At 36.0% G+C, this 11,796-nt stretch carries 12 protein-coding genes; 6 read left to right on the plus strand and 6 right to left on the minus strand.

Going from position 1 to position 11,796, the window contains the following annotated elements:
• The first annotated feature begins 33 nt into the window (after window positions 1–33).
• From HMPREF9071_RS00535 to HMPREF9071_RS00550, 4 genes are all read left to right on the plus strand, one after another.
• Window positions 34–747, plus strand: a complete 714-nt coding sequence (locus HMPREF9071_RS00535; RefSeq protein ID WP_009744571.1) for a DUF262 domain-containing protein — start codon at window positions 34–36, stop codon at window positions 745–747.
• Window positions 748–768: 21 nt separating this feature from the next.
• Window positions 769–1,041: a hypothetical protein gene (locus HMPREF9071_RS00540; RefSeq protein WP_009744572.1), complete on the plus strand. Its 273-nt coding sequence runs from the start codon at window positions 769–771 to the stop codon at window positions 1,039–1,041.
• A gap of 245 nt (window positions 1,042–1,286) precedes the next feature.
• Complete coding sequence (locus HMPREF9071_RS11765) at window positions 1,287–1,943, plus strand: ankyrin repeat domain-containing protein (protein ID WP_009744573.1); 657 nt, start codon at window positions 1,287–1,289, stop codon at window positions 1,941–1,943.
• A 35-nt stretch (window positions 1,944–1,978) separates the two neighbouring features.
• Window positions 1,979–3,322: a hypothetical protein gene (locus HMPREF9071_RS00550; protein WP_009744574.1), complete on the plus strand. Its 1,344-nt coding sequence runs from the start codon at window positions 1,979–1,981 to the stop codon at window positions 3,320–3,322.
• Window positions 3,323–3,441: 119 nt separating this feature from the next.
• Here the strand turns inward: HMPREF9071_RS00550 and gdhA are convergent, their stop codons facing one another.
• The 3 genes from gdhA to HMPREF9071_RS00565 all read right to left on the minus strand — a co-directional run bounded on the left by gdhA (window position 3,442) and on the right by HMPREF9071_RS00565 (window position 6,516).
• A complete protein-coding gene (gene gdhA, locus HMPREF9071_RS00555; RefSeq protein ID WP_009744575.1) occupies window positions 3,442–4,782 on the minus strand; it encodes an NADP-specific glutamate dehydrogenase in 1,341 nt (446 codons plus the stop codon).
• Between the two features lie 238 nt (window positions 4,783–5,020).
• Entirely contained in the window at window positions 5,021–5,914 is an 894-nt protein-coding gene (locus tag HMPREF9071_RS00560) for a phosphatidate cytidylyltransferase (protein WP_009744576.1), read from the minus strand.
• Complete coding sequence (locus HMPREF9071_RS00565) at window positions 5,911–6,516, minus strand: LUD domain-containing protein (protein WP_009744577.1); 606 nt, start codon at window positions 6,514–6,516, stop codon at window positions 5,911–5,913. The genes HMPREF9071_RS00560 and HMPREF9071_RS00565 overlap by 4 nt, the downstream gene beginning before the upstream one ends.
• A 212-nt stretch (window positions 6,517–6,728) precedes the next feature.
• Between HMPREF9071_RS00565 and HMPREF9071_RS00570 the strand changes: the two genes are divergently transcribed.
• Window positions 6,729–7,946 (plus strand): 3-phosphoshikimate 1-carboxyvinyltransferase, encoded by a 1,218-nt coding sequence (locus tag HMPREF9071_RS00570; protein WP_040357874.1) that lies wholly within the window; start codon window positions 6,729–6,731, stop codon window positions 7,944–7,946.
• A gap of 129 nt (window positions 7,947–8,075) precedes the next feature.
• On the opposite strand, the gene HMPREF9071_RS00575 is transcribed toward HMPREF9071_RS00570, so the two are convergent.
• The 3 genes from HMPREF9071_RS00575 to HMPREF9071_RS00585 are packed head-to-tail and all read right to left on the minus strand — an operon-like array spanning window position 8,076 to window position 10,963.
• Window positions 8,076–9,119, minus strand: a complete 1,044-nt coding sequence (locus HMPREF9071_RS00575; RefSeq protein WP_009744579.1) for a hypothetical protein — start codon at window positions 9,117–9,119, stop codon at window positions 8,076–8,078.
• A gap of 5 nt (window positions 9,120–9,124) precedes the next feature.
• Window positions 9,125–10,063 (minus strand): ABC transporter ATP-binding protein, encoded by a 939-nt coding sequence (locus tag HMPREF9071_RS00580; RefSeq protein ID WP_009744580.1) that lies wholly within the window; start codon window positions 10,061–10,063, stop codon window positions 9,125–9,127.
• A 3-nt stretch (window positions 10,064–10,066) separates the two neighbouring features.
• The gene (locus HMPREF9071_RS00585; RefSeq protein ID WP_009744581.1) at window positions 10,067–10,963 is read right to left on the minus strand and encodes an ATP-binding cassette domain-containing protein; all 897 of its coding nucleotides are present in this window, start codon (window positions 10,961–10,963) and stop codon (window positions 10,067–10,069) included.
• Window positions 10,964–11,081: 118 nt separating this feature from the next.
• On the opposite strand from HMPREF9071_RS00585, the gene HMPREF9071_RS00590 reads away from it, so the two are divergent.
• Window positions 11,082–11,771: a TIGR00730 family Rossman fold protein gene (locus HMPREF9071_RS00590; protein WP_009744582.1), complete on the plus strand. Its 690-nt coding sequence runs from the start codon at window positions 11,082–11,084 to the stop codon at window positions 11,769–11,771.
• The last annotated feature ends 25 nt before the right edge of the window (window positions 11,772–11,796 follow it).

Here is an 11,796-nt window from a genome sequence, read left to right on the forward strand (position 1 = left end):
TTGTCTTTATCTTTTTTAATTACTTATAACAATATGGAATTTAATATCAAAGGAGTATTAGATATTAAGGGTTGTTTTTTTGTCCCTGACTACCAGCGAGGATATCGTTGGAGAGAGGAAGAGGTTAAACAACTGCTTGATGATATCTATGAAAATGGAGAAAAAAATTATTATCTTCAACCTATTGTAGTGAGAAGAAAAGGAGGGAATTACGAACTCATAGATGGGCAGCAACGACTTACAACAATCTATTTGATACTTAGTTGTATCAAAGAAATATTGCCCAAAACTCCCATTAACTACCAGATTACTTATGAAACCCGACAGGAAACCTATGATTTTCTTCGTGAAATTGATTTAGGTAGAAAGAATGAAAATATTGATTTCTTTAGAACGCTCTTTGATAAAGATTTACTTTTAGTAAGTAAAGCATTACTCACTTATGGAGATTATAGTCAAACATATAATGACAAACGCTATAGGCTTATAGCAAGTCATAACTATAGGACTTGGCAAGAAATGCTACACCCTTCTCAACATAGGAAAGAGTTTGAGAAAACTAAAGATATAATAGCACAATTGTTAGCAGAACTTAATGGTGATATTAGCATAGAAAATCTCGAGAATTGTATTCAATCCTATCTAAATAATGAGAGCACACCTAAGGACTGGCGCTACTATTTTATCAAATATGGATCTATTCTTTGGTATGCTGAGAATGGCTTATATTACCAAGAAGAACAATGATTACAACCCTATGATATAGGAGTGTTGCGAAAGAACTCTTTCAGAGGGTTTCATTGGAATGCTATCTTGATAGCTATTTATAAGGAATCATCAGATGAAGATGGATTATCTTTAGATAGCTGGGGAAAACCACTTGCCTTGAAAGGAGGGTTTGCTCTTAAAAACACGAATAATACATTAGTATTTACAAAAAACGAAGAAGTAATTCATACTGAAATTATTCCTCAAACTTCCAAAGGGGTTGATCTCATTGACCGTGTAGAGAAAGCATTAGATCTTATTAGGACATTCTAAGATAAAGAACTATAAAAAAGAATAGAGAGGCTGTCTAATAAATATTAGCTCCCCTAATCATTAATGGCATTATTTTTGTGGCAGAATTATTATATTAAGTGAAATGAACAAATCATCACTAATACATAATACAAATATCGTTTTTCCCTTAGAAGCTAATCTGTTTAACAAAACAGTTACCTATTGAATACAAGTAAAAAGCATACAATACAGATTATAAAGCCTATATAAACATCCAAAAAGCAATGATTACAAAATTTTTTCTTTTAGGTTTTTCATTACTTCTTACTGCTTGCCCAAAATCACAAGATGCAGAAAAAAAAGCAACTCAGATAGACACTCAAAATGTGAAAAAGGAAAATCACTCTATAAATGATTTTTATTTTACAGAGGGAATATACAAATATACTTCCCTTGGCATAGCTTGCAAAGAGGGAAACTTAGAGAAAGTAAAACAACTTCTCTTGCAAGGGGCAAATAAAGAAGAAGTAAAACAGGATGAATATCTAATATATGATGCACTTTTTGTTGCCATTGAGAACAACCATCTCCCTATAGTGTCCTATTTAGTGGAAAATAATGCAGAAATCAACAAACCATATACAGAAGACTTACTTACTCCTCTTGCATTGGCTTGTAGGATGAATAATGAAAAAATCATTTCTTATTTGTTGAAAAAAGGGGCTTATGTAGATGGCATGCAAAGTTCCCTAACAGATTACAAAGAAATTCCCTTACTAATTGCCATTGAGAATAATAATTTTCAAATAGCAAAATTGTTATTAGAAGCAGGAGCAAATATAAATCTGCTAGATAATAATGGAACTCCTATAAAAAATATACTTATGCGAAAGAAAGGAAAGGAATGGGAAGAACTCATAAGCACAGTTATTAGAAAATAGTCGCCCATCAACTTAAGATTAAAAATTAAACATTCATGAAAAAGTACTTCTTACCTTCTGTAATCTGGGTGCAGATTACAGTTTTGATCGTTACTTTGTTACTTGTAGTAGGGGTCTATTGGCTTGATTCTTTCCTTTGGGGAGTATTGCGTGTAGAGCCGTTTACAGCTGTAACTAAGGTTGTGAACCCGCCTTTTTTCTCCTTCTTAGACGAATGCATTGGTCATCGCTTCCACTATTCCATCATTGCGGCCTTCCTCACAGGAGTATTGCTCATAGGAATAAGTATGCTCATAGGGGCTGCTGTGGCTGGAATATGTCAACTACTCAGGAGAAAACCATTGCCCTTAGCTCCATGGATGAAGGATATCCTCCTCTTTGAGGGAGTTTTCTTAGGCGTCTTGGCTATAGGAGCACTCTTTTGGATGCTCTTTACCTCTTTTGATGATGCCCGAGACAGGGACAATTCCAGTTATATGTTCTTTGCCTTGCTACCCATAACTGTCCTACTGTTCCTCTTAGGGCGCTTTCTCAGCAGAAAAGGGCATCGGCTCTTGGGTATGAGCCTCTTAGGTCTCTTTGGCATTGCCTTATCTTACGGACTGGGGGTGAGTATCTATCTCTATTTCAGGGGAGAACTTAATACTGATTATGACTATTATGATATCCTGTACCGCTCCTCAGCCCAAGTGGTTGATAAGAGTAATTATGACCAAGATATTATTGACTATGCACGTGAAGAACACAAATACGAGCCTTCTGAAACCACTCCCGAAGAAGGAAAAGCCCCTGAGTGGGATTTTGCGGCTTTCAATCAGGATTCCTTGCAGAAAATGCTCAAAAATAAAATCTACAAAAGAGTAGATGATCTTCAGGGATTCCTCAAAGAGGGAAGCGATCTCTACCCCATAGAATCCTATGGTGAGGATAACCTATGCAGAAAGCATCCTACACTCTGTCACCTCCAGCGCTACATAGGCAGAGACAACCAAAAGTTATTAACCTTTTGGCACTACTTCGGTGATAGTGTAATGGAGACGATGTATCAAAACGGCCAGTTAGGAGAAAATACCTATATGCACCGTACGCTCAATGGCCAAATAGCTGACCTATTGAATGTCTATGAGTTACAAGGGGACAATAAACAGCTCTATGAGGATATTCTTGAGGTGATGAACCAGTCCTCCTATATAGAAGACCATATAAAGGGGCTTAAAAAGGTATTCAAGGAATACGATATCCCCGAGTTTGAAAGAGACTTAGCCGATAGCAATAGCCCCAGTGATGGGTATGTCCGTTGGGTTTATACCTTTTGGGCACGGCGCTTTGACGAAGGCAACACACAGGCAGCACTTGCCATACTTAGTACGATGAGATAGTCAATGACAAGATAGGATTAATGATTGTAAAACTCTCTTTTGTCTTTTGGACATTATGAAAAGAGGCTCTCCTTTTTCGGAGAGCCTCTTTTTATTAACCATTAAAATCACTAATCATATTAAATGATTCCTTGTTCAAGCATTGCAGTGGCTACTTTCATAAATCCAGCAATATTCGCTCCTTTTACATAATTAATATAGCCCTTTTCTTGACCATATTTAAGACATGCATTATGGATAGATTCCATGATTTGGTGTAGTTTTGCATCTACTTCCTCAGAAGTCCAAGCAAGATGTGCTGCATTTTGGGTCATTTCCAATCCTGAAGTGGCTACCCCCCCTGCATTGACAGCTTTACCAGGAGCAAAAGGCAATTTAGCGTCTTGGAAAGTCTTAATAGCTTCAGGAGTACATCCCATATTGGATACTTCTGCTACCAACTGCACTCCATTCTTAATAAGAGTCTTAGCATCATTTTCATCCAATTCATTTTGGAAAGCACAAGGAAGAGCTATATCACAAGGGATAACCCATGCTTTTTTACCTTTGGTAAACTTACTTTCTTTAGAGAATTGTTTAGCGAAAGGTTCTACAATATTCTTATTAGAAGCACGAAGTTCCAATAGATAATCTATCATTTCCTGAGTCATTCCATTAGGTACTTCCACACAGCCATCAGGGCCGGAGAGTCCAATCACCTTAGCTCCCAATTGAGTTGCCTTTTGAGAAGCTCCCCACGCTACATTACCAAACCCAGAAACTACTACGCGCTGTCCTTTAATAGATTTTTTAAGTTTTTTAAGCATGTGGTCAACAAAATAAAGAGCACCATAACCCGTTGCTTCAGGACGAATTAAAGAACCTCCCCAATTGATACCTTTACCGGTAAGCACTCCTGTATTGTATTCATGTGCCAATTTTTTGTATATACCATACATGTAGCCTATTTCACGACCACCAACACCCACATCCCCTGCAGGTACATCAGTATCAGGTCCTATATATTTCCATAATTCAAGCATAAATGCTTGGCAAAAGCGCATAATTTCAGCATCAGACTTGCCTGTTGGGTCAAAATCAGAGCCTCCTTTAGCCCCTCCCATAGGAAGTGTAGTAAGAGCATTCTTAAATGTTTGTTCAAAGCCCAAGAACTTAAGCATAGAAGGGTTCACTGCCTTATGGAAGCGAATACCTCCTTTGTAAGGTCCTATAGCAGCATTGAATTGTACACGGTAGCCAAGGTTGGATTGTACTTCTCCTTTATCATCCACCCAATCCACACGGAAAGTATGAATACGGTCAGGTTCTACAATACGTTCAATGATTTTTGCCTTAGCAAATTCAGGGTGTTGGTTATAGACCTCCTGTACGGATTCCAACACTTCATGTACAGCCTGTAGGTACTCTTTTTCCCCAGGGTGTTTCGCCTCCAAAGAGGTCATAATTTTCTTTACGTCCATAGTAATAAACAATAAATTTAATATCTTTGTAACTATTTAATTATCATTCTTATTATACATTCGTTGAATGTATTGCAAATACCCTACAAAGGTAATCATTTATATTCAAATACACAAATAAAAAAGAGTCTATTTTTCTCTTTTTATAGTTCTAACTAATAAAAATTCAACCCTATATCTGTATTATAATAGTGAGAGAATATTCCTTTAAAAGTCTCCATGACAAATTTCCTTCAACTTAGACATAAGAGACCAACTCCAAAACAAGATAAGCGAAAGGAGAAGCAAAAATGAGACTATCTAACCTATCCAGTAACCCTCCATGCCCAGGAAGGATAGTGCCACTGTCCTTTTTGCCTGCTACTCGTTTGAATTTGGATTCTACTAGATCACCTAAAGTACCTGTGATTACAAGTACACTAGCGACTATAAGCCATTTCCACAAATCTTTATTGCTATAGAGAGAAAGCCATGTGGCTACAAGCAAAGCCCCTATAAATCCTCCTACAAATCCTTCTACTGTCTTCTTAGGTGAGACAGAGGGGAAAAGTTTAGTGCGTCCCAAAAACCGTCCTGAAAGATAGGCAAAGCTATCACTTGCCCATATAATAGCTAATATTGCAATCATGGTATGCTGTGCTTCAGAGAAAGCTTCAGAGAATTGCCATTGTGAGATCTCCCAAAAAGTAAATGTAGAGGAGGAAACCGATGCTTCATAGTTATGAATTTCCATTTTGTAAATTAACGAAATAAAGAGACATCCCCCTCCTACGTACAGTAGGGATAGAAAGAATTTTTGGGTGTCATTATAGCTAATAGCTTCTTTTTTATATAAATAGAATACCAAATATATATCCGTAGCAATTACTGCTAAAAGGAGTAGATAGATAAAGAAATTTCCATTGAATTCATTATTGGAGATCAAATAATTAAAGCACCACCATAGTGCTAAGAACACTAAAAAAATAGCACTCCCTCTAAGGCGTATAAGCCTCTTGAATTCATACAAGCAAATAAGCCCAAAAATAAGAAACAGGAAACCAAAAGCCTCTGCATTAGAAAGCATGATAGCTGTAAGCAGTAGAAAGACATAAAGGATCCCTGTAATACTTCGCTTTAATAATTCATTCATTCGTTAGAATTTAAGTCCTCTAAGAGGAGTAAGTAAGTAGTTCTGTAACAATTTTCATAAAAAATAGAGTCCTTCTCCTTGGGCTTAGTAAAGCTACGAAGCGACCGAATGTTATTAGGTCGATCTCTATGAGTTTTCCTATTAAGCCCCCCCATAGCATCAATAAGAGAACCTACAATTTGACTAGTTTTAGCAATAATAATAAGGGACGGAGGAAGTTCATCTAACCGCTTTTGTCCCAATTGTCTTGAGGAGAATAATACAGAGCCTTCATCGGCTACCAGATACTCACAATCTGTTAAAAAAAGTGTTGCTTGCTGGCTATCTCCTGTAAAATAGGAAGGATATTGTGAATAAAAGAGTTCTTCTAAATCTTCATTATGAGTAAAAATAGTAGCATTGGCATTATTCTCCAAAAGAATTTTTTGAAAAACTTCTTCCAATTCTTCTATGGAATCTATATAGAGAAAAATCCCCCCCTTCTCCTTAAAGTTCATCACAAATGCTTCATCTATAGGAAGTTTAGAATATTTTTCTTTTCTACCAGAAGACATTTCCTGTCCCTTAGGAGTGCCTTTAAAGAGTTTTTCAAGCCACTTCATTAATGCTTATTCTTGTATTACTTATGTGGGTGTAAAGATAAAAAAAAATACTGAAATGAGAGAACATATTCACTTATTTTTATTTTATGATTTTTAAAAACAAGATATATCTTTACAATAAAGTCAGAATTTGCACAAATAATATTATTCTTAAGAAAATATTTAAGGATACTTTCGTATTTTTGCACTTTCTAAAATATAAAACACAATACATGAATCTTTTTCTAAAAAAAAGACACATAAAGAATCATCTTACTTTAAATATTGGAGGCTCAAAAAGTGAGACCAATCGCTTGCTTTTACTCCAATGCATCTTACCTTCTTTACAAGTAGAAAACGCTTCCTTTTCTAAGGATTCTTCCCTTATGTATGAAGGTCTACATAGTTCAAAGGAGATTATAAATATAGGTGATGCAGGTACTGTAATGCGTTTTCTAACTGCCTATTATGCTATTTCAAAGCGCAAGGTAATCCTCACAGGCTCTGAACGTATGCAAGAACGTCCTATAGGTATATTAGTAGATGCTCTTCGCCAATTGGGAGCTTCTATTACTTACTTAGCGAGAGAAGGTTACCCTCCTCTACGCATTGAAGGGAAACCCTTATTAGGAGGAACTCTTACTATAAGAGCCGATATAAGCAGCCAATTTATCTCAGCTTTACTTATGATTGCTCCTACCTTTGTTAAAGGACTTTCCTTACATTTGGAAGGAGAGATTACCTCCTTTCCATACCTTAGAATGACCCTTTCTCTACTCAATGAATTAGGGATAGAGGCAACTTTTGAGGAACATACTCTTGAGGTTCCTTATACTCCTACCATCAGCCCCAAAACTATTATAGTGGAACCTGATTGGAGCTCAGCTTCCTATTTCTATAGCTTGATAGCCCTTAGTGAAGTAGGCACGACTCTTTCTCTACTCCATTATAAGCAAGACAGCCTTCAGGGCGATCGTATTCTAGCAGATATTTATAAGACTTTTGGCGTAAAGACCCTATTCCTTGAAGATAGAATCCAACTTGTTAAGAAGAAAACAGAAATTCCTCCTATATTCTCCTATAATCTTATAGACACTCCAGATATTGCACAGACAATCGCTGTTACTTGTTTTGGGTTAGGTGTAGAATGTTTCTTAAGTGGGTTGAAAACTCTTAATATCAAGGAGACAAACCGCCTAGTAGCTCTTAAGGAAGAACTTACTAAACTCTCTGGGGAAGTGCAAATTTCTGATAGTGAGATCTGGGTAGCTCCCTGTACTGAGATAACTCCCAATATAGCTATTAACCCCCATAATGACCACCGTATGGCAATGGCTTTTGCTCCTCTATGCCTAAAGGTACCTATCACCATTACAGAAACAAAAGTAGTAGAAAAGTCCTATCCTAATTTCTGGGAGGATTTTAAATATATTACTGAAGATGAAAATTAAAAGTGTCCGAACTCATACCTCCAACATTTTTTCATTTTACACCTAATTTCTTAGATATAACCATTCTGAGAGGTTCTCCTTCATCCTAAGGGATACTGGAATAAATTCATAAAAAATAGAAGATATCCCTTACTTAATTCTTATTTTTACATACTTCCGTTGTGAATTTGCCCCTTCTGAGTCATAATAACATCCACTAGGATTCATAGAAGCATAAAGATAGCCTTTTTTACTAAAGAATATAGGTTCTTTCCCCCAGTCGTAGGGTAACCAATAGGAGATAATCGCTTCTACTTTAGTTTTTAATTTGAAAGTCGTTTTACCTACCATCTCATAGAGAGATATATAACCTACCCCATCCATTTCTTCCATATTAAGACACACAATATATTTACCATCAGGAGAGAGAAAAGGTTTGCCTATTAAGGAAGTTTTCTTTCCTGTATCCTTATCTATGAAGAAATAATCTCCTGCTTCAAAATAAGAGCCACGAATCACATATTGGTTAAGCAGGTCCACCTTTCCTATATAATCATAAATAGCCATATCCATATCATCCTCTACGGATTCATCCTGAGGATCAATATCCTTAAGTTTCACCAATGTATCTTTACAAGGAAGAATAAGCATCTTATCTTTTTTAGTAATGGCAAGGGTATCCTCCGTAAGGAATACATATTTGTTTTTTAATTCTGTTAAATATTCTTCATGGGAGATAAGAGAGACAGAGAAGTATCGGGAGAAATTAGTAACTTCTTTATCCATAGCATCTTTATCATTTTCTATAAGAAAAGTACTTGAGGCTTCTAATTCTTCTTTTGTTAAAATGATATCTTCATAATTTCCAGTATCCTCCTTGCGGACAAACCGAGTCTCATTATCCTCCACTTTATAAAAGTGTGCTGACTGGGCGGTTACGTTCAACCGATCTCCGAGATAATATACCCATTCCTTTTCTGTTTCTCCTTTAGGATCTTTATAATAATGAACTTCCTTTTTGATTATATATACATGCTTTCTAATTTCAGTAAAGATTTCCTCTTCCTCATCTTCTACACGTTCAGAAGTAGTTAACTCTTCTTTTTGCTCTTTGTTCTTGAAGAACTGACAATTGAATAAAAAGATACTTAAAAAGAATAGTAATAAAATGACCTTAACAGATTTATATTTCATTATACTTAGGATTTATTATTTTCTTTTTGTATAGTCTGTATAAAAATATCACTTACAGAAGGGATTTGTTGTTTAAAGTGAGTTATTTTTCCTCTCTGGGAAAGATAATAAAGTAAGTCATTCGAGTTTTGCTGTGTAGAGAGTTCTACGAGCCATTTTTTTTCATTATGAATGGAAGGAAATTGTGCATCAGAAATCTTATACAAATGACTTAATTCCTCAAAGGAACTTCCTTGATTAGGGATAATACCTACTTCATATTTGTCCTCTTGAAATTGTCTTTTAATATTTCTAAGTTCACCGCTTAGAAGGAGCTTAGAGCGATTCAGTAAGGCAATGTAATCACAGAGACTTTCCACTGATTCCATGCGATGGGTGGAGAAAAGAATGGTACTTCCTTCCTGTCGTAAATAAAGCACTTGCTCCTTAATAATCTCAGCATTGATGGGATCCAATCCACTAAAAACCTCATCAAAAATCAATAATTTAGGCTGATGTATTACAGTGGCTATAAACTGTACTTTTTGAGCCATTCCTTTAGAGAGTTCTTGGAGCTTTTTATGTTTCCAGTGAGGGATCTCCAAGCGGTTAAGCCAAAAATCCAATTGCTTATTTGCCTGCGATTTGCTAAGTCCTTTGAGCTGCCCTAAATAGAGGAGTTGTTCACCCACATTCATATTTCTATACAATCCTCTCTCCTCAGGCATATAACCTATTTGACTGATATGAGCAGGAGTCAGGGGTTCTCCTTCTATAAAGATCTCTCCCTTATCGGGAAAGATAATTTGATTAATCATACGGATAAGAGTTGTTTTCCCTGCTCCATTGGGACCTAACAGCCCGAAGATACTTCCCCGGGGCACCTCTAAAGACACTTGAGAAAGAGCTACCTGTTTTCCGTAATTTTTTGTTAAACCATCTATTTTAAGAAGGATATCCTGCATGTTTTAATCGTTTTTGGTAAGTTCCGTAAAAAGTTGTTCCAAATCAGTATGCTTATGGTTCATTTGTAGGATTTTTAATCCATTTTCTAAAGCAAAATCAAAGAGTTTAGACCTCATATCCTCCTGTGTATCAAAAGTTAGCGTAAAGAAAAATCCCTCATTATTGGTAATTGTTTTTATATGAGGTATCCGGCGTAGGAGTTGTTCTTCCACACGATAGTCAAAGAGAATTTCGATAGTTTGTTCCTTGTCCTGCAAATGCTTCATCTGCTCATCAAGGATAATTTTTCCTTTATGAAGAATAAGTACTCGTTGGCATACTGCCTGTATTTCCTGCATAATGTGAGAGGAGAGAAGTACCACTTTATCTTTCCCTAAATCCTTAATAATCTGTCGTATTTCAAGAATCTGCTGAGGGTCAAGTCCATTGGTAGGTTCGTCTAAGATTAATATATCTGGATCATGTAATAAGGTGGAGGCTAAGCCCACACGTTGGCGATATCCTTTGGAAAGGGTATATATTTTCTTATGTGCATGACTCTCTAAAGAAGTAAGTGCGATACAATCCTCAATGCGTGATTTGGGAGCATGATAAATATCCGCTACATATTGCAAATACTCCTTTATATACATATCTAAGTACAAAGGATTATGTTCTGGCAAGTAACCAATATGTTTCTGTGCTTGTTCTCGCTGGGTAAGAATAGAGTATCCTAATATATTTACAGTTCCTTCATCAGGCAGAAGTGCTCCTGTCATCATTTTCATAGTAGTGGTTTTACCAGCTCCATTCAATCCTAAGAATCCTGTTACTTCTCCTTTATGAAGTTCAAAGGAGATATGATCCACTACCTTCTGTGGAGGGTAACTCTTTGTCAAGTTCTCAACAATAACAGCCATATATTAAGTACAAAAATAAAACAAGTGCAAATGTACGTAAAAAATAATTGAAAAGAAAGCAGGTTGTTAAGAAAAAATGTTATAAATTTGTATCCTATACAATTCTTAAGAAAAGGAAATGACAAAAAGAAGAGAATTTCAAGAAAATCAAGCACTTAAGCAACATGATTCCTGGGGAATCTTTAAAATAATGAGTGAGTTTGTAACTGGTTATGAACGATTAAGTGAGATAGGTCCCTGTGTATCAGTATTTGGTTCAGCACGTATAAAGCCTGATAGTAAGTACTATAATTTAGCAACAGAAATAGCACAGCGTATTGTGGAAATGGGGTTTGGAATTATTACTGGAGGAGGCCCTGGAATTATGGAAGCTGCTAATAAAGGAGCTTATCAAGGAGAAGGAGCTTCAGTGGGGATTAACATAGAACTTCCCTTCGAACAACATGATAATCCTTACATAGATCGAGATAAGAACTTGCGATTTAACTATTTCTTTGCCCGTAAAGTAATGTTTGTCCGCTACTCCCAAGCTTTTGTAGTTTTTCCCGGTGGTTTCGGCACTATGGATGAACTTTTCGAAGCAATTACCCTTATCCAGACTACCAAAATAGAGCCTTTCCCTATCATCTTAGTAGGTTCAGAATTTTGGAATGGACTCATCAATTGGATTAAAGAAGTACTCTTAGATAAGTTTGGCAATATTTCTGCTAAGGATATAGATATATTCAAAGTAGTAGATACCACCGATGAGGTAGAGGAAATCATAGAGAAATTCTACCTAAAATATAGCCTTAAACCAAAGTTTTGATTCATCTTTATATTTTTAAAAACAA

Origin of the sequence: Capnocytophaga sp. oral taxon 338 str. F0234 (genome assembly GCF_000192225.1) — a bacterium.
Lineage (GTDB): Bacteria > Bacteroidota > Bacteroidia > Flavobacteriales > Flavobacteriaceae > Capnocytophaga.

Coding starts and splice junctions, on each gene's coding strand:
- HMPREF9071_RS00575 (WP_009744579.1), bottom strand. CDS start 9,119: ATGAAATATAAATCTGTTAAGGTCATTTTATTACTATTCTTTTTAAGT.
- HMPREF9071_RS00590 (WP_009744582.1), top strand. CDS start 11,082: ATGACAAAAAGAAGAGAATTTCAAGAAAATCAAGCACTTAAGCAACAT.
- gdhA (WP_009744575.1), bottom strand. CDS start 4,782: ATGGACGTAAAGAAAATTATGACCTCTTTGGAGGCGAAACACCCTGGG.
- HMPREF9071_RS11765 (WP_009744573.1), top strand. CDS start 1,287: ATGATTACAAAATTTTTTCTTTTAGGTTTTTCATTACTTCTTACTGCT.
- HMPREF9071_RS00580 (WP_009744580.1), bottom strand. CDS start 10,063: ATGCAGGATATCCTTCTTAAAATAGATGGTTTAACAAAAAATTACGGA.
- HMPREF9071_RS00535 (WP_009744571.1), top strand. CDS start 34: ATGGAATTTAATATCAAAGGAGTATTAGATATTAAGGGTTGTTTTTTT.
- HMPREF9071_RS00570 (WP_040357874.1), top strand. CDS start 6,729: ATGAATCTTTTTCTAAAAAAAAGACACATAAAGAATCATCTTACTTTA.
- HMPREF9071_RS00560 (WP_009744576.1), bottom strand. CDS start 5,914: ATGAATGAATTATTAAAGCGAAGTATTACAGGGATCCTTTATGTCTTT.
- HMPREF9071_RS00565 (WP_009744577.1), bottom strand. CDS start 6,516: ATGAAGTGGCTTGAAAAACTCTTTAAAGGCACTCCTAAGGGACAGGAA.
- HMPREF9071_RS00550 (WP_009744574.1), top strand. CDS start 1,979: ATGAAAAAGTACTTCTTACCTTCTGTAATCTGGGTGCAGATTACAGTT.
- HMPREF9071_RS00585 (WP_009744581.1), bottom strand. CDS start 10,963: ATGGCTGTTATTGTTGAGAACTTGACAAAGAGTTACCCTCCACAGAAG.